At 61.9% G+C, this 23654-nt stretch carries 17 protein-coding genes; 5 read left to right on the top strand and 12 right to left on the bottom strand.

Going from position 1 to position 23654, the window contains the following annotated elements; translation table 11 throughout:
* Window positions 1-158 precede the first annotated feature (158 nt).
* On the bottom strand, window positions 159-2309 hold the full coding sequence (locus tag E8L03_RS20760) for a VIT and vWA domain-containing protein (RefSeq protein ID WP_171268394.1): 2151 nt from the start codon (window positions 2307-2309) through the stop codon (window positions 159-161).
* A 17-nt stretch (window positions 2310-2326) separates the two neighbouring features.
* The gene (xrtT, locus tag E8L03_RS20755; protein WP_171268393.1) at window positions 2327-3838 is read right to left on the bottom strand and encodes an exosortase T; all 1512 of its coding nucleotides are present in this window, start codon (window positions 3836-3838) and stop codon (window positions 2327-2329) included.
* A gap of 340 nt (window positions 3839-4178) precedes the next feature.
* On the opposite strand from xrtT, the gene E8L03_RS20750 reads away from it, so the two are divergent.
* On the top strand, window positions 4179-4898 hold the full coding sequence (locus E8L03_RS20750) for a class I SAM-dependent methyltransferase (RefSeq protein ID WP_171268392.1): 720 nt from the start codon (window positions 4179-4181) through the stop codon (window positions 4896-4898).
* Between the two features lie 173 nt (window positions 4899-5071).
* Here E8L03_RS20750 and E8L03_RS20745 read toward each other — a convergent pair whose 3' ends face one another.
* Entirely contained in the window at window positions 5072-6574 is a 1503-nt protein-coding gene (locus E8L03_RS20745) for an HD domain-containing phosphohydrolase (RefSeq protein ID WP_171268391.1), read from the bottom strand.
* A 287-nt stretch (window positions 6575-6861) separates the two neighbouring features.
* On the opposite strand from E8L03_RS20745, the gene E8L03_RS20740 reads away from it, so the two are divergent.
* Window positions 6862-9486: an HDOD domain-containing protein gene (locus tag E8L03_RS20740; RefSeq protein ID WP_171268390.1), complete on the top strand. Its 2625-nt coding sequence runs from the start codon at window positions 6862-6864 to the stop codon at window positions 9484-9486.
* Entirely contained in the window at window positions 9483-10883 is a 1401-nt protein-coding gene (locus E8L03_RS20735; RefSeq protein ID WP_144307020.1) for a MinD/ParA family protein, read from the top strand. Before E8L03_RS20740 ends, E8L03_RS20735 begins: the two co-directional genes overlap by 4 nt.
* Window positions 10884-11058: 175 nt before the next feature.
* On the opposite strand, the gene E8L03_RS20730 is transcribed toward E8L03_RS20735, so the two are convergent.
* The 4 genes from E8L03_RS20730 to E8L03_RS20715 form a co-directional block, all read right to left on the bottom strand.
* Entirely contained in the window at window positions 11059-12219 is a 1161-nt protein-coding gene (locus E8L03_RS20730) for a UxaA family hydrolase (protein WP_171268389.1), read from the bottom strand.
* A gap of 12 nt (window positions 12220-12231) precedes the next feature.
* On the bottom strand, window positions 12232-12510 hold the full coding sequence (locus E8L03_RS20725; RefSeq protein ID WP_144307022.1) for a UxaA family hydrolase: 279 nt from the start codon (window positions 12508-12510) through the stop codon (window positions 12232-12234).
* 53 nt (window positions 12511-12563) lie between these two features.
* Window positions 12564-13508 carry a 2-keto-3-deoxygluconate permease gene (locus E8L03_RS20720; RefSeq protein ID WP_244963607.1) on the bottom strand — a complete coding sequence of 315 codons (945 nt, stop codon included), beginning with the start codon at window positions 13506-13508 and terminating at the stop codon, window positions 12564-12566.
* A gap of 168 nt (window positions 13509-13676) precedes the next feature.
* Window positions 13677-15614: a sigma 54-interacting transcriptional regulator gene (locus E8L03_RS20715; protein ID WP_171268387.1), complete on the bottom strand. Its 1938-nt coding sequence runs from the start codon at window positions 15612-15614 to the stop codon at window positions 13677-13679.
* A gap of 647 nt (window positions 15615-16261) precedes the next feature.
* On the opposite strand from E8L03_RS20715, the gene E8L03_RS20710 reads away from it, so the two are divergent.
* Together E8L03_RS20710 and E8L03_RS20705 are read left to right on the top strand one after the other, a co-directional pair.
* On the top strand, window positions 16262-17353 hold the full coding sequence (locus tag E8L03_RS20710) for a mandelate racemase/muconate lactonizing enzyme family protein (RefSeq protein WP_171268386.1): 1092 nt from the start codon (window positions 16262-16264) through the stop codon (window positions 17351-17353).
* A 314-nt stretch (window positions 17354-17667) separates the two neighbouring features.
* Entirely contained in the window at window positions 17668-18873 is a 1206-nt protein-coding gene (locus tag E8L03_RS20705) for a hypothetical protein (protein WP_171268385.1), read from the top strand.
* Between the two features lie 29 nt (window positions 18874-18902).
* Here E8L03_RS20705 and phnF read toward each other — a convergent pair whose 3' ends face one another.
* The 5 genes from phnF to E8L03_RS20680 form a co-directional block, all read right to left on the bottom strand.
* Window positions 18903-19649 carry a phosphonate metabolism transcriptional regulator PhnF gene (phnF, locus tag E8L03_RS20700; RefSeq protein ID WP_171268384.1) on the bottom strand — a complete coding sequence of 249 codons (747 nt, stop codon included), beginning with the start codon at window positions 19647-19649 and terminating at the stop codon, window positions 18903-18905.
* Between the two features lie 333 nt (window positions 19650-19982).
* Window positions 19983-20714 (bottom strand): amino acid ABC transporter ATP-binding protein, encoded by a 732-nt coding sequence (locus E8L03_RS20695; RefSeq protein ID WP_144307028.1) that lies wholly within the window; start codon window positions 20712-20714, stop codon window positions 19983-19985.
* Entirely contained in the window at window positions 20714-21724 is a 1011-nt protein-coding gene (locus E8L03_RS20690; protein WP_144307029.1) for an amino acid ABC transporter permease, read from the bottom strand. The genes E8L03_RS20695 and E8L03_RS20690 overlap by 1 nt, the downstream gene beginning before the upstream one ends.
* A 105-nt stretch (window positions 21725-21829) precedes the next feature.
* Window positions 21830-22648, bottom strand: coding sequence for a transporter substrate-binding domain-containing protein (locus E8L03_RS20685; RefSeq protein WP_144307030.1), 819 nt, complete (start codon window positions 22646-22648; stop codon window positions 21830-21832).
* A gap of 78 nt (window positions 22649-22726) precedes the next feature.
* A complete protein-coding gene (locus E8L03_RS20680) occupies window positions 22727-22900 on the bottom strand; it encodes a hypothetical protein (RefSeq protein ID WP_167512631.1) in 174 nt (57 codons plus the stop codon).
* Between the last annotated feature and the right edge of the window lie 754 nt (window positions 22901-23654).

The following is a 23654-nucleotide window of genomic DNA, read 5'->3' as shown; positions in this document are numbered from 1 at the left end:
CCTGCGAAAAAAGATGATATGACTGCGTAGATAATACTTGTCGTACATATGGAAACGAACCATCGCCAGTATTGTGCCTTCACAGGGTTTCTCCAGGATCGTTGCAGCTGCCCGACTGTGATCCAGAAGATTCACCAGCCGGGCAGTAGCTCTATTGTTCAACCATTCCTACGCCTTCTGCCCCAAAATTTCCTGCGCAGCACGCCCAGGCCGCCAAGGGCGCCCAGGAGCAGCATGCCCAGCGTGGTCGCTGGTTCCGGCGCGATGCCGCCGCCCGGTGCGTTGGGATAGGCCGTGCTTTTCACGCCTTTGACCATGGGCAGGGGCACGTTCTTGTCCACGGCTGTGCCCTGCGTGTTGTAGCGTTTTTCCGTGACGGCCACGAAGGAGGTCCAGCGCGTCATGAGCGAGTACTTGAGCCCGAGCTCGATGACCCGGTCTTTGTAGGTGCCCTGGTACACATTGTCCGACGCGAGGCCGGCCGGCGTGTTATAGAGCCGCATGTTGTCGCGGATAAGGGACCGCGCCCAGATGAGCGGGATGGCCGCGCGTTCCGGGCCGGTGTCTTCCTTGGGGAACTCGCCGTTCACGGTCAGGGTGGCCTTGCGGCCGTTCACCAGACCGGACACGGTGATGTCGCGTGGTCCCGGATTGGCGTAGCGGCCCTGGATGCGCACGGATTGCCCGGCAAAGAGGTCCGGCACTACGGGCGGGGTCACGTCGGCCACCTGAAGTCCGCCCCAATCCACATGGATGTCCGTGAGCACCGGCGAATCCAGCTTGGCGGCCAGGTCGGCGGCGACCTTGGCAAAGTTCTCCGTGGGGTCGAGCACGCGCACGAAGCCGCGGCCGATATGGGTCATCTCCGAGAGCAGGTAGCGGTTCACCGACGTGCCCACGCCGAAGGCGTAGAGCCTGGCCCGGCCCAGCCGCCGCTGGAGCAGCCGCAGCACCTCGGCCTCGTTGCCGATGTAACCGTCCGTGAGGAATACGACGATGCGCAGGGTGTTCGGGGCCTGGGGCGTATCCAGGGCGCAGTTGATGCCCGTTCTGACCTCGGTGCCGCCGCTGGCCGCGAGCGTATCCACGAAGTTCCTGGCGCGGTTGAGATTCCCGGAGTCCGCGCGCAAGGGCTGGTTCGCGAACTGGGACGCGGAGTTGCTGAAGCGCACGATACGGAAGTAGTCATTGGGCCGTAAGGTCTGCAGTGCGCTCCGCATGAACGCCTTGCTCGCCTGCATGGGCAGCCCGTTCATGGAGCCCGAGGTATCCAGCACAAAGACCAGCTCCCGCGACGCGATCTCCTCTATGGCTGGCGTCTTGGGCGCTTCCAGCAGCAGGCTGAACATTCCGTCTTCACCCTGCTTGTATGTGAGCAGGCCGGCCTGCACGTGCTGCCCATCCAGACCGTAGCGCAGGATGAAGTCCCGGTTGTCGATGGTCGAGCCAGTGGCGAGCTGCGCCGTGCATCGCTCGTCACTCGGGGTGTCGACGTACAGCGTGTGCGTGGGGCTGTAGAAAGTGGAGATGGGCATGCCGCCGTCCAGGGTCACGCGGATGCTCACGCGGTCGAAGTCGATGGTGTCCGGGATGGGGTCGATGCCGGCGACCTCGGGGTACGCGGGCAGCGTATCCAGCTGCCACTGCCCGGCCGAGGATTCCGCCGAACCCCCTGCGCCAACCTCCTCCTGCGCGACCCCGGTCACGTCCACCATGGACGGCGGCGGCCCCATGTGCTCCGCCGGCTGATAGCGCGGCCCCACCACCAGCGGGGCGACCAGCTCGTACTCACCGTCCACCTTGAGTACAGGCTGCACGTACTCCATGCGCACGGTGATGGGCAGCCCGGGCATGAGGTTGGCCAGGTTCTGGGTGAACATGTTCGGCCGGTGCTGCACGAGCAACGCGGCGGACTTGCCCTCTGCCTTGGCCTTCTCGAACTGTTCCTTGGCCTCGCGCTTCTCGTGTATCGTCGCGCGCACGATCTCGTTGCCCACCTCCATGGTCATGGCGTGCACGGCCGCGTCCTTGTTCAGCGGGAAGAGGTACGTGGCGTTCATGGGGATGGTCGTGGGGTTGGCGAACTTCTGCACCACCTCCACATTGGCCATGTCGCCCTGGATATTGATGCGGATGTCCGTATGCAGGGATGGAAACTGTATGACGCGATTATTGACGACCGCTTCGATGCTTCCGGCAAGCTGCGGCTCCCGCAACTCTGTCTCCGCTGCCTCGCTTCTGCCCGTGAATGCCAGCAATACAAATCCAACAGCAGCCATCATCAGTATGAAGAACATCTTGCTGCACATACATCTCCCTCCTTCATTCAAAAGTTGTGCTTTGCAGCAACAGTGATCGTTGATTGATGCATCGGAATATCCAGTGCGGTCATCAGCGCCCGGTCCCAGGCATGCGCCTGCCGCGGGTCCATGTCCCAAGGCACCATCCGCTGCACGGCCAGCCAGCTGGAGCCGGGCTCGTGCAGCCAGCGCCACACCGCCTCCGAGACGTTGGTGGCCACCCTGCCGCCGGAAACAAAGCTCACACCCACCCGCCAGGCGAAACCGTCCGTATCCACGGCGCGGTACACGGCTGTGGGGATGGGCCGCTCTTCCACGCCCAGAGGCGTGACGGCGTAGCCCAGGCCGCGCAGGCACTCGTCCGGGTTGTGCAAATGGCGTAGCGGTGCGGAGGTGCGGACCAGCGTGACGGCGTACGGGCCATACTGCTGTTTGGCGGCAAACCCGCCGTACTGGCGGAAGTAGGCTGCTTCCTTGGGAAGCAAGGGGATCGGCCAACCCTGCTCGCCGCGCAGATGCGCAGGCGGCGTCAACGGCGCCGACGGCGCGCTCACGTCCACAGGCCGGTGGGGCAGGAAGAGGATAAATCCGGCGGCCATCAGAAAGCAGACGGCGGCCGCGCGGTAAAGAACGGGATGGAGCGGACGCGCGGCACTGCGCGCCTCGGAAACCGGCTTCGGCCGGACGAAACGCACCCAGGCGAACACGGGCAGGCTCCCCAGCACCAGGCTGGCCAGGCCGATCATGGAGTGCCACGGCTCGGCCATGACATCGACGCCGAAGAACGCATCCGGGAAGGCGATGCCCAGGGACAGCAGCGTGATGCGCACGATGTTGGAAGCCAGCGCTCCAAGCAGAGCAACGACAACGCCCGCGGCTCCCTGCCACACCCGCGGCCGCCGCACGGCCATGAGCACGGCGTAGAAGAGCAGGAGGTTGAGCAGCCCGCGCGCGCCGGAGCACGGCAGGTCCACCAGCACATCCCTGCCGGCAATGAGCACCCGCACTCCCTGCACCGAAACCGCGTCCACAAACGTGTGCAGCAGCGCGCCGACCCCGACCGCAGACACGGACTGCAACCCGTAGCCTACGCAGCGTTGCAGCACGCGCTCCAGCGGCAGCGCAAAGACAAAAGCGCAGGCCAGCCATCCCGGCGAGACCGCGCGCTTGCGCCGCGGCAGGTCCGCCAGCAGGCCCAGGGCGTACACATCCACAGCCAGCGACGCCGCGGCCACGATGTTCACGGCCAGCACCTGTCCAGCGGCGCGGATGACCGAGGTGCACAGAAGCAACGCCAGGGCGAGGCGGCTCGCGTGCATGCTTTCGCTCCCGGTCGCGGCGCGCGGGCTGAACCAGCTCCAGGCGAACAGCGCGCAGGTCAGCCCGGCGGCCAGGTAGCCGTAGGAGCCGTAGGCCGGGTCCGTCCAGGTGCGCGTGAGCCACAGCAGCGGATGCACCGCCAGCACTGCGGCTCCCAGACCGATGCACAGCGAGGGAAGAGACGGCAGTGCGGAGAGAAGGCGGGTTCGTGCGTTCATGGTCACACCATGACGCCGCCCGGTGCACTGCCTATGGACAGGGTGTGGAGCTTTTCCGAGGAATTCGTGCAGATTGTGTGCAGAGAACCGACCGCCGCCGGCGGCGATTCACCTGGAGTGGCGACACATGAGGTTGCAACGCCAAGCGGCTCGGCACGGTCGTGTGCGACCAGCAGGCGGAGAAGTGAGCGGCCGCGGTCACTATCGCATGGGCATCAGAGCCTCTTCGCGCAACCACAGACAGATATTGATATTTTTTCAGCATTCGTATTGTGCACGGTCCGCAAATGTACTATGAGCGACGGGTCTTCTGCGTACGAACATCTGATAAGGAGCCTCCATGACTTCATGCAAAGATTTCGACGCATTACTCAAGCCCGGCGTAACGCTTGGCGAGGCTGAGCCCGGCATTCTGACCGCGCTCGATCCGGACAACGCCGCCAACTCCTACGATGCGCAGGGCGCCCTCGCCTTTTACGACAGCGTGGCCTGCAACCCGTTGTTCAACAGGTTGGTCTGGGGCTACCGCGTCTCCGGTCTCCATGCGTTCTGCAGCGAGCTTCTTGCCTCGGACACGGACGGCTGGTTCCTGGATGCGGGGTGCGGCTCCCTGGCCTTCACGGCGCGCGCCTATCAGGAGAGCGATCGACCCGTGGTGCTCGCGGACCAGTCCCTGACCCTGCTGCGCAAAGCCAAGGAACGACTGGAGCGCGGAAGTACCGGCAACAGCAATATCGTATTTCTGCAGGCGGATGTCATGGACCTGCCATTTCGCGACAGCAGCTTCTCCACAGTCATGTCTATGAACATGCTGCACGTGCTTCCCAAGGCGGAGACCATGATCGACGAAGTCATGTGCGTTGCCGTGCCGGGCGGCTCCATCGGCTTTACCACGCTGCATCGCGCCGGCAGGTGGTCCGACGGCTACATGCGCATGTGGGAGAAAAGGAAAGAGCTCGTCTGCCGCGATGAGTCGCAGCTGCAGGCGATGTTTGCCCAGCACGGTCTGAACGCAACCATCCGCACGCACGGCAACATGGCGTTCATCAACGTCGCATGATGTACAGACCTGTCTGCACATCACATACAGGGATCACTGTCCCCACTGCACACTGACATCCCGGATTAGGTTGGGCATTGCATGGAGAATACTATAGACACGCCGCGCCATAAAGCACGCAGGTGCCGATACGCCATTGCAATATGAAGAAGAAAAAGGATGCGCCTGGGGCGTCAGCTTGTCACGGGAGACATGGTGCAGAAGCGCGGCGCGTCGCCGTTCTCCACCAAATGGATCCAGGCCTCCACGATGCGCGGGTCCCACTGCTTGCCTGCGCCGGCCTGGAGAATCTGCAGCGCTTCCTGTGCCCCGCGGGCCTGCTGATAGGCACGGTTGGAGGTCATGGCCTCGAACCCGTCCGCAACCTGAAGGATTCTGGCCATGTACGGAATGTCCTCGCCGTTCAGGCCGTCGGGATAGCCTGAGCCGTCGTAGCGCTCGTGGTGGTGGTAGACCAGGGGCAGGATGCTGTTCAGGCTTTTCACGCCGGCCAGGATGTCGCGCGCAATGGCCGGGTGCCGGCGCATGATGCGTTGCTCGGCAGAGGTCAACGACTCGGGTTTGTTCAATATTTCGTCCGGGATGCCTATCTTGCCGATATCGTGCAGCAGCGCTGCGGCACCCAGGTCGTTAAGCTGGTCAGGGTCCAGGCCCAGGGCCTCGCCCAGCAGCAGGCAGATGTCCCGCACCACTTCCGAGTGGCCCTTGGTGTACGGGTCCTTGGCCTCCACGGCCTGCACATAGGAGGTGATGAACTCCACATTCATGCGCTGCATGCGGCGGCAGGAGCGATGGTAGCCGGCTGCCGATCCCGCATGCGCCGTGAAGATGCTGAACAGCTGCAAGTCGTTGAGATTGAAGCCGTTGCTGCGGCCATTGCCATTTCCGTTGAGCGGGGCGTTCTGTGTATCGCGCACGATGACGAGCACGCCGTCTTGCTCGTAGAATGCATTGAGCGGCGCGGCCATGGCCGAAACGCCGGAGAGTGCGATCTTTTTCGCCAGCTTGCTGGCCGCTATGTTCATGGGATCGAAGAGCCTGGGCTGCGCCGTGCTGGCCACGGAGTCCGCCGCCTGCTCGAACCACTCCAACGCTTCATTATCCTTGAAGTACTGGCCCAGCACGATAAGCGGTTCCATGCGTTCCTGCCGCGGTGCGAAGTAGGCCAGAGCCGTGGGACGAAAGGTCTTCCTGACGTGGCGCAGGAATCGCTTCAGCAGACTTGGCTCGTCCAGCTCCATGCTCAGCTCGCGTTCCAGCGAGAGGATATGCAACAGACCGCCGACTTCAGAATCGTACTGTTTAAGTCGGCGTTCTTCGAAGACTTTCTCGATCTTGTGTGTGAGGCGGGAAAAATCGAACGGCTTGAGCAGATACTCCGATGCGCCTTGCTGCAGGCACTCCACGGCGTTTTCTATGGTGCCGTATCCGGTAAGCACTATCACCGCGATATCCAGATGGCGTTCACGAATCTCCTTGATGAGATCCAAACCGCCGAGGCGCGGCATCTTGATATCTGACACCACGAGATCTACATGCTCTTGCTCCAGAAGTTGCAGAGCTTCCTCGCCGTTGCTCGCGGTCAGTACCGAATAGCCTTTCTCGTTCAGCCCTTCCCGACAAACCTCCAACAGCGCGGGTTCATCGTCAACGAGAAGAATACGTCTGCTTTGCATGTCGTCCTGTGTCGCTGGCGCGGTTGAAAAAGAGAATGAAGATGAAGTAGTGCAACGGGTGCTGTGGCCCAGACTAGACAGAGGTCCCCAAATCTTTTATAAAAATTTCGCTGTTATTTGCCCTGGAAATTCTTTGTTTTCGTACATCAATCAGCTACCAAAAGTAAAGTGTCAGCACTTCTCAAATATTACGTTTCTACAAAAAGTCATATACTGAACATATGAAACGCACCGGGCACAATGGCGCTGCGGCCAACGCGATGACGCCTCCTGATATCACGTCTTGCATGGATGAGTTGCCCTCGCCGCCGCCTGTGGCCACGCAGGTGCTGAGCCTTGCGCTGGACGAGGACATCGGCGCAAAGGAAGTCGCCCGCTCCATCGAGGCTGACCAGGCCCTTGCCGTGAAGGTGCTCCAGGTCGCCAATGCCCCGGTGTATGGATACCCGGGCCGGGTGTCCACCCTGGAACAGGCCATCGTGGTTCTGGGCCTGCCCACGCTGCAACAAATTTTGTTGTCCATCGTTGTCCGCGAGACCCTGCTGGACCCAGTGGACCTCGACGATCCCGTGCTGGCCAATATCTGGCGGCACAGCCTGGCCTGCGCCGCAGCCGCCGAGCTGCTCGCCCAGCGCGCCCGGCCCGAGCTCGCCCCCCTCGCCTTTACCGCAGCCATCATCCACGACTGCGGCAAGACTCTGCTCTTTGCGGCACAGCCGGAAGAGTATGAGGCTGTGCTGGACCTGGCCCACACCAGACCGGACTCCATCGTCGACCTTGAAATCCGCCACCTGGGCATGGACCACTGCCACGCCGGAGCCGAGCTGCTGACCCGCTGGGGCATGCCCGCCGTGCTTATCGACGCCGCCTCCCTGCACCACCTGCCTGCCGAGGCCATGGACTCCGTGGGCAAGCACGCCGACCTCCTCCGGTTGCTGCGGCTGGCCGACCTGCTTTCGCGGCGGCTCACCGGCGAGCCGGACCTGGACGCCCCCTCCCGCGAGGAGGCCACGCTGCTGGCCGACGACCTGGGCCTGGACGCCGGGGCGCTGGATGCAGTGGGCGAGGCCCTGGAGCAGCGCTTCTCGCAACGCGCGTCCATATTCGACCTGGACCAGGACCCCCGCGAGATGTACCTGCGCCTTTTGCAGCGCGCCAGGAGCAAGCTCAGCGACACGGGCCTCAAGCTCCGCCAGACATCCGCCGCCCTGGACCGCCAGGTGGCGCGGCAACAGGCCTGCCTGCAGGCCGGGCTGGCCATGGCCCGCGCCAAGACCGTGCAGGAAGTCTTCACCTCCGCCATCGAGGCGCTCCGCGACGAGATCGGCGCCGGTACGCGGCGTTGCGGCGTCTTCCGCATAGACGACACCGCCAGCACCCTGGACGGCCGATTTGTGGACGGGGCCGAGACGCACAGAATGTGCTGCCGCATCGACGAGCGCCGTCTGCCCTGCACATCGGCCGCCGATGCTGGCGTGCCGTCTTATTTTCTGGACATCTTCAACAGCTACCCCAGCCGCATTCCGCCCAACGGCGGCGCTCCCGAGGCGTTGGGCCCGGCATTCCACGAGCCCTTTTTCATCATGCCGCTCACCTGCGAGGGCGAGCACTTCGGCGAGATCATCCTGGAGCCGGACAACGCCGAGAGCGAGCTCTTCGGCGGCAACGCGCTGGACGCCTCGGCCCTGGCGCAGCTCGCGTCCCTCACCGCCTTTGCCCTGCGCCGGCTGGACGTGGCCCGCCATCGCGACGAACGGGCGTACCGTCTGGCCCGCGCCCTGCGCACCATCAAGGAGATGCAACTCCAGGCCATCCAGACACAGCGCCTAGCCGCCGTGGGCCAGCTTGCTGCCGGCGCCGCGCACGAGATCAACAACCCCCTGGCCATCATCTACGCCCGCACCCAGCTCCTGGAGCAGAACGAGGGCGACCCCAAACGCAGAAAGAACATCGGCCAGATGAAGGAGCAGATCGAACGGATCACCAGGATTCTGAAGAATCTCATGGAGTTCGCGCGTCCCGACCCGCCCACCTTCCAGACCATGCACGCCAACGGCGTGGTCAACAAGGTAATGGACCTCATCCGCGGCGGCCTGGACAAGACCAGCATCTCGCTGCGGCTGGAGCTCGACCCCGACCTGCCATCCATCCAGGGCGACCCGCGCCAGATCGAGCAGGTGCTGCTCAACCTTCTGCTCAACGCCACCCAGGCCATGGAGAAGACCGGGGGCGAGCTGCTCGTCTCCACATCCTTTGACAGCCTGAGCGGCGATATCGTCATCAGCGTGGCCGACCAGGGCCCCGGCATCCCGCCGGAGCACCGCGACAAACTGTTCGACCCCTTCTTCACCACCAAGGAGGAAGGCAAAGGCACCGGTCTCGGCCTCTCCACGTCGTACGGCATCGTCCAGAGCCACGGCGGATCCATCAACGTGCAGAGCGAGCCGGGCAATGGCGCGACCTTCAGCGTGCGCCTGCCGGTACAGCGCCCCGCCGGCGGGCAGCTCCGCCGCACCGGAACAGCGCCGCTGGAAGACGGCAACGCCGTGCTGGTGGTGGATGACGAAGAGCACATCCGCGAAATCCTGAAGGAATCCCTCGAAGCCGCCGGCTACGTGGTGCACACAGCGGCCAATGGCCGCGACGGCCTGCGCAAGCTCAGGAAAAAGCGTTATCGGCTGCTCCTGCTCGACATCCGCATGCCGGAGAAGAGCGGCTTGTCCCTGCTGGCCGAGATCGGTGACGAGTTGGGCGACACCCCGGTGATCATGCTCACCGGCCTGGCCGGGGCCGAGGAAGTGCGCGAGGCGGAAGCCTTGGGCGCCGCGCTCTGCATCCAGAAACCGTTCGAGATCGAATCGCTGCTCCAGGCCGTGAAGGAAATCCTGGATACCGCCGAGAAACGGGAATGACCGCGCATGTCGTTTCCATCGCCAGCGGCAAGGGCGGCGTCGGCAAGACCAATGTGGCCGTGAACCTGGCCCTGGCCCTGGGCGCGTCCGGCAAGCGGGTGTGCCTGCTCGACGCGGACCTCGGCCTTTCCAACGTTGATATCCTGCTCGGCATCGATCCCCAGCGCACCCTGGACGACGTGCTCTTCGAGGGCGTGGGCGTGGAGGAATGCCTGCTGCCAATCCGGCCCAATGTCTACCTGTTGCCCGGCAGCTCCGGCGTCGCGCGCCTCGCCTCGCTGGACAAGAGCCGCCGCGCCGCCCTGGTAGATGAGTTCAAGAAGCTCACAAACTTCGACTACCTGCTGGTGGACAACTCGCCGGGCATCAGCGCCTCGGTCATCTCCCTGTGCCTCTCCTCCCGCCAGCTTGTGGTGGTGGTCACGCCGGAGGCGGCCTCCATCACGGACGCCTACGCGCTCATCAAGGTACTCAAACAGAACGGCCTGTGGTGGAAACCGCTGCTGCTCATCAACCGCGCCCGCTCCACCCGCCATGCCGTGGCCGTGTTCGCCAGGCTACGCGAGACGGCCAATAAGCGGCTGGACCTGGATTGCCTGCCCCTGGGCTGGCTGCCGGAGGACCCGGCCGTGGGCCGCGCCTCGCTGATGCGCTCCCCGGTGCTGGAGACAGAGCCGGACGCGCCCTTCTGCCGGCTGGTGCGCGATGCGGCCAAGCGGCTCGTGGCCCACACGGAGCGCAAGGCCTCCGACGCCGGGCCCGAGGTCTTTCTGGAGCAATCCATCACCCGGCTGCAATCCACCCTGCCCCCGGCAGAATCGCAGGGGCAATACCGGGCGGACCTGCAGCCGCGCGCCATCCAGGCGCTGGCCAAGATGGACACGGCCCTTGCCATGATTGAGGATCTGTTCCCGCAAACAGGCATGGAGGCGCACACGGCCCTGCAGGCGCTGGAGCCTGCGCGCGCCGTACTGGCCGACCTGGCCCGCAGCCGTCAGAACGGTGCGACCAACGCCGCCGGCCCGACCTCCAACCCCGGCCCCAGGCTTCGCGCCATGGTGCTGTGTCAGGACCCTGAGCTGCGCGACCTGCTCTCCGACCTCATGACCGAGGCCGGGCTGATACCGGTGGACGGCCTGGAGACCGATCCCGGCACATCCGGCAAGGAGCTGGCGCTGGTGGTGCTGTCATTGGATCGCCTGCCCGAGGCCGTCTACCTGCCATGGATCTCCGGACCTGGTCAGGTCCCCGTGCTGCTGCTGGAAGGATACGGCGAGGCCTCACGCCTGGCCGAGACCGAGCTGGACGAGCACGTGACCATGCTCAAGAAGCCCTTTGCCATCGCCGACTTCGTAACCGCGATACGGCGGCTGGCCACCTCGTCCAAGCCTTCCTGAAGACGGGTTCTGGTCTTCTCCTCCCCTGCTCTCGTAAAAGGTCCAACAACCACGCTCTAGTCGGCCTACTTCGCACCGGTGTCTGTGGCCCGGCTCTCCCCCAACAGAAAAGGCGGCCAGGGACATTCCGCCCGGCCGCCTTTTTCTGTTGCACCGCTGATGCGTCCTTCGTCGGCTAAAACGTTCCTGTCAGTTTATAGATACCGAACTCCTTGTGGCCCAGGCTTTCGGCCTTGGGCATGGAACCGTTGCAGACCTCGATCATCATCTCGAAGAGCTCCTCGCCGATCTCGGCCACTGTCGCGCCTTCGGAGATGATCCGGCCGGCGTTGATGTCGATGTTGTCGGGCATCTTCTCGAAGGTCTCGGGGTTGCCGGTGATCTTGATGACCGGCGCGATGGGACAGCCCGTGGGCGTGCCGCGGCCCGTGGAGAAGATGACGAGCTGCGCGCCGCCCGCCACCATGCCGGTGATGGAGTCGATGTCCTGGCCCGGCGTATCCATGAAGTACAGGCCGTGGGCGTCCGGCACTTCCTCGGCGTAATCCAGCGCGCCGGTAAAGGGGCTGGTGCCGGCTTTGTACATACAGCCCAGGGATTTCTCCTCGATGGTGGAGAGCCCGCCCGCCTTGTTGCCCGGCGTGGGCTGGCCGCTGCGCAGATCCTCGCCCATGGAGATGGCGCGGTCCTCCACGGCCTTGACCAGCCGCAGGAACTTCTCGCGTTGCAGCGGATCGGCAAAGCGGGCGGCCAGAAGGTGCTCCGCGCCGATGACCTCGGTGGTCTCGCTGAGGATGCTGCTGCCGCCGTTGTCCACGAGCTTGGTGGAGGCGTAGCCGATGGTCGGATTGGAGGCGAGGCCGCTGGTGGGGTCGGAGCCGCCGCACTCCAGGCCCATGATGAGCTCGCTGATGTCGCACTCCTCGCGCACCTGGGTGGAGAGCTTGCGCGCCATGGACGCGGCCAGCTCCACGCCGCGGGAGATGGTCTTGAGGGTGCCGCCGGTTTCCTGAATGACGACATGCTCCACCGGCTTGCCGGTCTCGGCCACCTCGGCGGCGGCTGCCTCGGCCTGGATGCCGTCGCAGCCCAGACCGACCACGAGCACCGCGCCCACGTTGGCGTTTCTACCGAAACCCACGATGGTCTTCTGGGTCAGGAGCAGGTCGGAGCTGATCTGACAACAGCCGTGCTGGTTGGGGATGGAGACCGCGCCCGGCACCTGGGCCGCGATGCGCGCGGCGGTGTCTGCGGCGCAGACCGAGGTGGGCATCACCAGCAAGTGGTTGCGGATGCCGTAGCGGCCGTTCTCTCTGCGAAATGCCTTGATCTTCATGCCTGGCCTCCTCTAGTGCTGCTTGTCGCCGCGGCCGCGGGTGCTTTCGATGTTGTGGACATGGACATGGTCGCCGACGTGGATGTCCTCTGTGGCGTCGCCGATGACCTCGCCGTACTTGTAGCAGAGGCCGCCCGCCTTGATCTCCGCGATGGCCATCTTGTGGAACACGGGGATGTCCGCCGCGGCCGTGATGGTCCGGCCCTCCACTTCCACGCTCTCACCCTTGGCTACCGGGCGCAGACAGGTGACCATGTTGTCCTTCTCGTTGACGTGCAGAATCGGGTTCATACCTGTTTCTCCTGGTTCTTCGTGTGCATGGTTTCTCCCTGGGATGGCTGTTGTCATGCCGCCTCGACAGGCTCGTCCATCGTTGAAATATCGAGATGTTCTGATGCCTTTCGCTTCTCTCTTTTATCGAGCCACGAGACGAGGATTGGGCAGAGGATGGCCGTGACCATGATCGACGCCGCAACCTGGGCCGTGGCGATGGCCGCCGCTCCTCGAAGGCTCTGGTCGGCCACGACGAGGGCGGCGGGGGTCGCCGCCGAGTTGCCCGCCGTGGTGCCTATGGCGGCGCCTACTTGCGGATGTTTAGCGCGGACAAGTTTCATGGCGAAGTAGCCGCCGAAGCCGGTGATGATGGTGCATGCGACGCCCAGGAGGATGCCAGGGGCTCCTGCCTCGATGAGCTGGCGCAGGTTCAGGGCGCTGCCGAGCGGAAAGGCGAAGAAAGGGATGGAAATGGACACGGCAGGCTTCAGCCAGTCTCGCAGCTCGGTGTCCAGGTTGCCGAGAACGCAGCCGATGATGATGGGCAAGATGGTGCCAAGCAGAATCAGGAGAGGAATGTTGGCCAAACCAGTAAGGCCGAAGGCCAACATGGTGAAAAACGGGCCGTCGTTGGTGGAGAGAACGGAGAGCGCGCCTACATCTGTGGAGTCGCCGAACTCTCCGGCCAGCGCGGCGTACAGGCCGCTGTTGGAGTTGGTCATGCCGGCCACTATGGCCATAGGCACAACGCCAAGCACCCCGGCCGGGCCGAAGAAATAGTTCACCAGCACACCCAGCACTGCGCCAATAACTACCTTGGTGATGGTAAGTGAGAGTCCTTTGACCAATGGCATGCCGGCTTGCTTCACGCTGATCTGTGCGCCAGTACAGAACATGAAAAAAGCGAGTATGGGCATGGCGCCGTCTCTCCAGAGAAACGTGGTGAAACTTCCAATGTCCAGGATGTCAGGACAAAACGTGTTGACCAAAACACCCAACAGCAGGGGAACAATCATGAGCCCCCCGGGAATCTTCTGGACAGTATGCAGAATTCTCATGCAACAATCTCCTGTTGTAAGTTTGACGGAGATTGAGCAATCCATATGCCAAGAAATTTAATTAATAAAAACAATACACTATATACATACAAATTCCAGATGTCGCAAAATAAAACCAAATCCGTTTCATTTTAAAACATCAGTTTCGTTTTGCGACATGCCGTCCTCGCGCAACCGTCTCCACAGGGTTGACCGGCTGATGTTCAAGACGAGGCTGGCCTGTTTGACGCTGCCGTTCGTGCGCCGCAACACTTCGCGGATATAGCTGTTCTCAAAAGATTTGAGATCTGGGAGTGGGCCGGTTGCCGCCAGGTTTTTTGCTCCCAGGGGCAGTAGGTCTGTACGATCTGGCGTGGCATGGCTTGCGGGGAATGGCTCGTCTGCCAGCACCTTTTTGAAGGATCCGAGAATGACTGAGCGCTCCATGAGGCCTTTCAACTCACGTACGTTGCCCTCGAAACGCCGCGAGAGCAGCGCGCTTTGAACGTCAGGCGTGATGGCGAGAGGACGTTTGTGAAAACGTTCCGAATACTGGCGCAGAAAATGTTCTGCGAGCTTGAGGATGGTTCCTGGACCGCGTTCTTCCAGTGAAGGCACGCGCAGCGTCAGGATGTTGATGCGGAAGTAGAGATCGCGCCGGAAGCGCTCTTCGGCCACCATCTGTTCCAGCGGCTTGTTGGTGGCGCAAATAATGCGGACATCGACCGGAATCATCTTATCGCCGCCGAGCCGCATGACCTGCTTTTCCTGAAGAGCGCGTAAAAGCCTGGCCTGCAGCTCAAGGGGGATTTCGCCTATTTCGTCCAGAAGAACAGTGCCGCGATGGGCCATTTCGAAAATGCCTGCACGGCCCTTGCGGCTGGCTCCGGTAAACGAGCCCTCCACATGGCCGAAGAATTCCGCCTCCATAAGCGAAGCCGGGATAGCCGCACAGTTGATGGCGACAAAAGGTCCGCGGCTGCGCGGACTACTGTTGTGCAGCCCTTGGCAGAAAAGCTCCTTGCCGGTTCCGGATTCGCCAACGACCAGCACCGGCGTATCATATTGGGCATAATGCAGGGCGTCGTCTATGCAGCGTTGCATGACACCGCCGTCATGGATGATGTCGTCAAAGGTATGCTTGGCGGAAAATCCACGTTCCGCGAGGGTTCGGCGGACCTTCTGCTCCAGGTCTTGCATTTCGGTCACGTCCTGGAATGTGGCGATCGCCCCGGATGTCTTGCCGTCGATAACGACAGGCGCCCTGTTGATGGCGACCTTGTTCGGTCCTACATCCAGCACCTGTGCAAATTGCGAGCGGGTATCATTGAGAAGCTCCGGGAGCTTACATGTCTTGACCACCTCGGAGATGGAACGCCCCAGAGCCTTTTCCTTGCTGATTCCGAAAATCCTTTCCGCCGAGCGGTTGAAGATCACCACAACCCCATCTCCATCGATAGCGATGATTCCATCATGCACGAAGTCGGTTATGGAGATGATCCTCTGTGCCCGTCGTCGTTCGGCCCGAGCTACTTTGAGCATCCTGCGCGCTTCCATGATGGCCATGAGCACGGAGTCCTTTTGGGATGATATTTCAATCCCGGTGCGGCCGAGTTCTTCGGAAACAAGCTTTACGTTGGCGTCCCCGATGAAGATTTGGATGCCCATACGCTTGTACTTTTGGATGGCCTGCGGAATATCCTCCGTCCGGTTCAGAACCACTTTCACAATTTTTAAAGGCAGCAGTTTTTGGAGTATGTCAAAGCCTTCGATTACATTGCTATAGCCCACAACTCCCACTGCGTCGTACTTGTCGGTCATGGGCGAGAGACTTTCGATGATGTCGTAGGCGTTGACTTTTATCTCGACGACGGGGATGTCCAGTTCGTCGTGGATCATCCGATACGTGCCACCGCGGGATACGATGACGGCAGCGTCCTGTTGCACGCATTGGCGCGCCCTGAGCAGGCCTTCGCCCATACTGCCGAGCAAGACGTCCACATCGGTGAACCCATTTTCCCTGACTATTTGCAGCGCCTTGTCATAAATGTCTTGAAGTGGAGCTATGACGACGATTTTTTTCATACGAAAAAGTACCTTGTGTCGCAGGAAGAAGTGATTCAACCCACCGTAGCGGCGTTAGCAGGGTATGATTCTCGGCAACCTCGTCGCATTTTGCAACCTGCATGTTGTGTGCACTCGCTTCCGCAACGCTCGGACTTTCAATGCCCTCGGGCCCTTCCGAGGGGCGGTCTCGTATGCCCGGGAAAGGTTGTTGGGTGATTTTCCAGGGCAAAAGACAGATATTCACCCCCCAAAAAGAAGGAAAGCCCTCGCCAAAACGGGAACCGCGGGCGAAGGGAGGGATGGCGAGGCGGAGGATTTATTGTCTTCGCGCCTGGTTGACCTGCACACACCACGGTGCTACGTTTTTTAAAAAAGTCACACAACGTTATCGTACCGTTCTCACATGGATTGTATCGTCAACCTTTCCGCCATCCTGGACCAACACCATACACCTTGGATGACGCGCAGCACTTCATACCGTGCGGATGCTTAGATGTTCGTCTGTGCTACTCTCTGTCCATGAACCCGCCCCACGTTGAAGCGCCCTTCCCTGCAACGCGAGACGCCTCCATCAGCCTTGTTCGGGACCACCTGGTCCCAATCGGATACCGGCACGATTCGTCATCAACCAACGCAAGCTGTAAACCTCTAGAGCGAGCTGCTTTATGAAGATCACCGACGTTCAGGCAATTCCCTTGAACATCCCGCAAAAAATGAAGTTTGCTTCCCCGACCAAAGGATTCAACACGGAAAGCGACGGCCATGTCCTGGTCAGGATCATCACCGACGAAGGCATTGTCGGCCTTGGCGAGGCTTGGCGCCTGACGCCCCGCGCTGTCGCTACATTCATCCTGGAGGCGCTGAAGCCCCGGCTCATCGGTGCGGACCCCAGGCAGATCGAAGTCCTGTGGCGGAAAATGTACCTGGACACCTTCCGCTACGGCCGCAAGGGCATGGTTTTGAATGCGATCAGCGGCGTCGAGATCGCCTTGTGGGATATTCTCGGCAAGGCATGTGGAGCGCCCGTGTACCAGCTCCTCGGCGGTCCCTGCTGGCAACAGATTCGGGCATATGCGAGCCTGCCGCCATACGAAAATCCCGAGGATGCGGCTGCGGACGCCGCGGACAGGGCGTCGGAAGGCTACCATCTGGTCAAGCTGCACCAGCGCGACCTCGAATCCGTGGTTCAGACCCGAAAAGCCATCGGCCCGGATGTGCAACTGGCCCTGGACGTCAACGGCTGCTGGACCCCGCGCGAGGCCGTGGCCATGGCCCGCCGCCTGGAAGAGTCCGACGTGCGCTGGCTCGAAGAGCCGGTCAGCCCGATGGACGACTACGACGGACTGCGCTTTGTCCGGGAGCACAGCAACATCCCCATTGCAGCGGGCGAAAACGAGTACACCCATTTCGGGTTCAAGAGCATTATCGAGAAAGAGGCGGCGGATCTGCTGCAACCGGACATCATCAAGGCCGGCGGCTTGCTGCCGAGCCGGAAGGTTCTGGGCATGGCCGAGGCCTGGAACCTGCAGCTGATTACCCATTCCTTCTATTATGGACCCGGCGTGGCTGCGACCGCGCACTTCGTCATGGCCAACCCCCTCAGCGACGAGATGGAGATCAACGTCACGCCGCTGGAGAACGATTTCATCAGCCCGAGCCTGCGGCCTGTAGCGGGCAAGATCACCCTGTCGGATAAACCCGGACTGGGAATCGAGATCGACGACGATGTGGTCGAGCACTACCGGATAGACAAGTAACGACATACCTATGCGCTGCATGGCGCCGCGGCTGGCGTCATGCAGCGCACACTCCACCCGTACGGAAACTGCTGCCGGGCCTGGATCAGCTCCGGCTTTTGGGATGGCTGGGATGCGGCCGTCATTTTGGCGTGCGCTGTACTTGATTGCGTATGATGATGGGGATATATCGTGCTTTCGTCGCAAAGCCTTGCCGTGTACAGGCTGCCGGCTCCGGGCCTCTTGCATGCAAGGACGCCTGCCGCCCGCATGCTGCGACGAAACAAGGACCGGCCTGTTCCCACATTATAGTCGCACCCGACGCGAGGTGTCCCATGATTCGACTGCTTCTCATGCTCTGTGTTGTTCTGCATTGCGCCCCCACCGTGGCCTGGGGATACGATCAGGCCCCGCAGAACTTCAGAGCTGCCGACATGCTGCCCGCCGAGATGCTCAAGGGTCCGCAGTTCAGTGTGGACCCCACCGTCCGCAACGACGGCTACATGAACGTCTACACCCTGCACAGCGCGTACGGCGACTTCACCGTTGTCTCCACGAACCTGCTCAAGCAGCGCATCTGCGAGCTGGCGGCCATCGAGGCCATCGACAAGATCGATCTCTCCAAGGAGTTCGGAGACTCCGTGGTGGAAGGCGGCCAGAAAATGATCGAGGGCGCGAAGAAGATCGTCACCCGCCCGGACGAGGTGGTCACCGGCGTGTTCTCGGGCATTGCCACGGCTTTTGAACGGGCCGAGGAAAACCTGGTTGAGAGCAACCGCAGCCAGACCGAGGACGGCGCCGCCAAGAACCTGATCGGCTTTTCCAAGGCCAAGCGCGAGTACGCCGTGGAGCTGGGCGTCGACCCATACAGCACCAACCAGGCTCTGCAGGAGCGGCTGGAAAAGCTCTCCTGGGCCGGCTACACTGGTGGGCTGACCTTCGGCCTGGCCACGGCGGTTGTGCCTGGAGCCGCAGGAATCGCCGTGACGAGCGTCCGGTATGGCGAGCTGATCCAGGAGATCGACCTGACAAAGGCCCCGGCGGACCTGCGCCGTGAGAACCGCGAAAAGCTCCTGGCCATGGGCGTGGGGGAAAGCGCGGCCCGTGTGTTCATCAACAACACGTTTTTCTCTCCCAGCGGCCAGAGCTTCCTGGTCGCCGCCCTGGACAAGAGCCGCGGCGTGGCCGACCGCCAGGCCTTCGTGGAGTTCGCAGCCACGACCGACTCCATGGACCTGGCCTACTTCCGCCAACGCATGGCGGCCATGTATTACACGTACCACGCGGAGCACGGCCTGGCCGGGTTCTTCGCCGTGGACCGCTTCATCGCGGCCCGGACCAAGGCCGGAGAGATGCTCGTATGCTTCCCCCTGGACTACGGCATGTGGACCAGCGCCACGGCCACGGTCATGCGCTACTTCGACACCATCGCCGCCGACAAGGGCATGAGGCGGAAAATCCTCATGGTCGATGGCAGGCTGAGCCCCGCGGCCAGGAAGGAGCTCTCGGCCATGGGCTGGACAGTGCGTGAAGGGAGCTAGCGTATTTCAGGTCCGGGCAGGAAAACGGGTCACGCCAACGACTTCTCCACCTCGCCGGGCACCAGCAACTCGATGCGGTCGCCGGCAAAGCGGGTGCGGCCGTACTCGATGGGCCGGCCGTCGGTATCCACGTTGACGTACTCGATGACGAGCATGGGGTAGCCGGGCGACAGGCCCAGCTCCCGTGCTTCCTCGGCATCGGCACCGCAGGTGGAGATGCGGCTCTCCAGGCGAATGCACTCGTGCACGCCGATCTTCTGGTAAGATTGCGCCATGGACCGGGTCTCCTGATACGCTTCCATGATCCCGGCCATGTCTTCGGCAGGAAAGTACTGCGAGTTGATGTACAGCCGCTTGCCCAGGCTCTCGCCGCAGGCCTCGATATGGATAACGGGCGCGAACGGCGGGATGCGCAGGCGCGCGGCCACCACCCCGGTGGCGGGCACGACGCCTCCATGCAGAAAGTGATTCTGACCGTTGCGGTGGTGATGTACGGCGGGGCGCTGGCCGGGTTGCGACCTGAGCGAACGGACGGCGGTCTTGGTCTCATCCTGGATGACGGAGCCGCGGCCACGCTTCGTGCAGACCACGCCTTCGTCCTGAAGAGACTTGAGGGCCCGGCGTATGGTGTGGCGCGCAACGCGAAAACGCCGGGACAAAGAGCTCTCCGAGGGGAGGCTCTCGCCCGGACGATACACGCCGCCCTTGATCTCCTTGAGAAGGATGCCATGGACCTGCCGCCACAGCGGCAGACCGCTCTCCCGTTCGACTCCCATGGTGGCCCCCTGCTTCTTTCATAGTACCTGGATTCGCGGCGTCCTGGTGGCGGAAACGTGACGACCCTGTGAAGATACCGCGTATTTTTCAGGGGTGCCGGACACGATGCTCAGGAACCTGTCCCCTGCCCGCATGGACAGGACACTCCAAATCGCCTGTCAGTCCAGGATGATGACACCATCCACTCCATCGAAGCTGTGCGGCGGCCGTGTTACGCCGCCCCCTGCCCCCATGCGCAAAAAAAGCGCCGGTTCCGAGGAGCCGGCGCCTTGATTGCGCAATTGCGTAACTGTGTGCTTGCGTACTGTCGAAGTGCGGGATGCGCGTCGCGCCTACAGGATCTGGCTCAGGAAGAGCTTGGTGCGCTCGTTCTCCGGGTTGACGAAGAAGTGCTCCGGCGTGCCCACCTCCACAATGGCGCCGTGGTCCATGAACATGACGCGGTCGGCCACCTCGCGGGCAAAGCCCATCTCGTGGGTCACCACCACCATGGTCATGCCTTCCTTGCCCAGAGTCTTCATGACGTCCAGAACCTCGCCGATCATCTCCGGGTCCAGGGCCGAGGTGGGCTCGTCAAAGAGCATCACCTTGGGGTCCATGCACAGGGCGCGGGCAATGGCCACGCGCTGCTGTTGTCCGCCGGAGAGCTGGTCCGGGTAGACCTGGGATTTCTGGTGGATGCCCACCTTTTCCAGCAGGCCCATGGCCTTCTTTTCCGCTTCCTTCCTGCCGCGTTTGCGCACCACCTGCTGCGCGATGGTCAGGTTCTCCAGCACACTCATGTGCGGAAAGAGGTTGAAGGACTGGAAGACCATGCCTACGTCGGCGCGGACCTTGTTGATGTTGGTCTTGGAGTCGAGAATATCGACGCCTTCGATGAGGATCTGCCCCTCGTCGGCGTACTCCAGCCTGTTCAGGCAGCGCAGGAAGGTGGATTTGCCCGATCCGGAAGGACCGATGACCACGACCACCTCGCCGGCCTCCACCGTGGTGGAAACGTCCTTGAGCGCGTGGACCTTTTCCGGCGTGTAGAAGTATTTGTTGATGTTTTTGACTTCAATCATCAGGACACCATTTTCCTCTCCATCCACTGCAGCAGCATGGACAGGGCGAACGTGAGCACAAGGTAGAGAATCGCGCAGACGATCCAGAGTTCGAAGGGCATCAGGCTTGTGGTGATGACCTCGCGCGTTGCCTTGGTCAGCTCGCGGATGGCGATGAGACCGAGCAGGGATGAATCCTTGACCAGGCTGATGAACTGGCCGGCAAGGGGCGGCAGGATGCGTTTGAAGGCCTGCGGCAGCACCACGTAGCGCATGCACTGCGCGGCGTTCATGCCCAGGGAGCGGGCCGCCTCCACCTGGCCGCGGTGGATGGACTGGATGCCGGCGCGCACGATCTCTGCGATGTAGGCTCCGGCGAACGTGGCCAGGGAGGCCACGCCGAACCACAACGGCGGGATCTGCGGCAACCCGGTCGGGGCCAGAAGCTGGTTCACCAGGGTGCCGAACACGAAGTACCAGATGAAGATCTGCACCAGCAGCGGCGAGCCGCGTATGAGCTCGATGTACGTGATGGACGCCCACTTCAGGGCCGGATTCTCCGAAAGCCGCGCCAGTCCGGCGAACAGGCCGATGATAATGCCGGCGATGATGCCCAGGAACGAGACCTTGAGCGTTGTCAGCAGACCAATGATCAGAATGCCGGGTTTGCCCACCTTGTAGGAGCCGAGGACATCGCCGGGAAATACGAGATCCCCCCTGCCCATCCGCAACTTGGCCTTGGGCGGGAGCTCGTAATCTTCGGTGAAGCCCTGGCCGGACACGGTGACGATAGTCTTGCCGTCTGCCTGCTCGATCTGGGAGATGCTTCCGGCGTCGGCCGAGGTGATCTCCACGTTGTCCTGGTAGTAGAAATACCGCGGCACCCTGTACCAGCGCCAGTTGTAGTCCACCTGCTTCGTGGCGTAGTAGATCCCGCCCAGCAGGACGAATACCATCACGAAGAAGAAGGACTTCCAAAAGAGGTAATAGCCGCGGGTTCGCCGTACGCTAATTCCCGATAAGGGTTTCATGAGTCGTGTCGTCCCCGATTGGAGCCATGCGCCGCAGCAAAGGGCGCGTCTTGAACAAAAAGTGAGCGGGGCCGCCTTTCGGCTGCCCCGCCCTGTATTTTCACGCTACTGCTGTACTTCTTTGATCCAGTCGGTGGACTTGATCCACTTGTTGTAGATCATGTCGTAACGGCCGTCGTTCTTGAGCTGAAGGAGGAAGTTGTTCAGCCAGTTCATGAAGTCCGGGTCGCCTTTGTTGATGGCCCAGGCCAGAGGCTCGTAGGTGAAGGGCTTGTCCAGGAGGATGAGGCCGCCGGAGGCGCCCTGCTGGGCCATGAAAACCACGCAGTACGGCAGGTCGTAGACAAACGCCTGGGCCTTGCCGTTGAGCACTTCGAGGGCCGCTTCCTGCTCGGTCTCAAAGGACTTGTAGGTGCACTTGGGGATCATCCGCTTGACGGACTGCTCGCCGGTGGTGCCCAGCTTGGAGGTCACGATGTACTTGGGATCGTTGAGATCGCGGTAGGACTTGACCTCGTCCTTCACGGAGGGGCTGAGAATGATGGTCTGGCCGACGATGATGTAGGGGTCGGCGAAGTTGATCTTGAGGTTGCGCTCCTGGGTCACGGTCATGCCGCTCATGATGATGTCGAACTTGTTGGTGAGCAGCGCGGGGATGATGCCGTCCCAGGCGGTGTTCACAGGCTCGAACTCCACGCCCATGGCCTTGGCCATTTCTTTGGCCATGTCGATATCGAAGCCCACGAACTCGCCCTTGGTGTCGGTCATCTCGAACGGCATGTAGCCGGACTCGAAACCGACGCGGAGCTTGCCGGCCTGCAGGATGCTCTCAATGGTGGACTTTTTGGCCAGATCGATGTCGGCCGCGAACGCCGTGGATGCTACCAGCAGGAACGCCACGGTCAGTGCGAGAATGCGTTTCATATCCCCTCCAGATAAGAATTGTTGTGATGCGTCGCCGCGTGTCTTCAACTCCGGCCGAACCGCTGCCGGAGCTGGGTCCTAATACGATTTTCCCTCGGTCAGCAGCTCCTTGATGACCATCTGCCGCTTGCAGATGGGGCACATGGGGACTTCTTCCTGAGGGATATACACAATCTCGGTCTTGCCGCACTTGGGACACATCACCTCGGCGGCTTCCGAACGTTCTCTCTTTTCGCGCTTCTTCTCGGCCATTCTGGCCTCCTTCTTCTGCATGGGAAAAAGTGGTGATTCATTAGCCGGAAAACACAAGATTGACAAGTTTGTTACGTGCTAAGAGGTTGTGTGTCCAGCACCACCTTTCCCTTGTCCGGCGCGGTTCGGAGCGGTATTACAGCCACATTTTCCTACCGCCTTACTCCGTTTTTGTTTCATAACTGTGCCTGTATTCACGACAACTTCTCCGCAAAAGTCCAGGACGCCGCCGGCCGCACCCTGCCCCACGGGCGTGACGATGCGAACACAGCCTTGCGCAATGTGCCCACCCGTAACGTGTTTGTCGTATAGCTCAGGGGATCGCGCGCCGAGGATCGTCATCGCCGCCCCATACGCGCCTGAGGGGTGGTTTGATGGCTATGCAATGGAGGCTGCCGCCCAAAGCGGTCAGCATGACGCAAGCTACGGGGCTGAAGAAGAGGCCGCTGCCCTCGCCCATGGGCTCTATGGCAAGCAAGACGACCTTGGGAACCCCGATGCCTGCCGCGGCCTGCCTGAACCTGCCACAACACCGGGCACATAGGGGGACCGCCCGCTCTCTATCGGCGCTTCTGGTGTGGATTTGTCGGACGCTTCAAACCAGCCGGGTATGGATAGCGGATAGAAATTGAGCCTGTGCAACAACATCATTGTGTTGGTAGTAAATTTCGCCATATTTTTTTGTTGCCATTCTGCAGCGTTTCAGTAGAATCCATCAAGTTTTACAAATTTGCATCCTCACCCCTTCTCGTAT

This window comes from Oceanidesulfovibrio marinus (assembly GCF_013085545.1).
GTDB lineage: Bacteria > Desulfobacterota > Desulfovibrionia > Desulfovibrionales > Desulfovibrionaceae > Oceanidesulfovibrio > Oceanidesulfovibrio marinus.
This window is presented reverse-complemented; position numbering and strand designations above follow the sequence as displayed.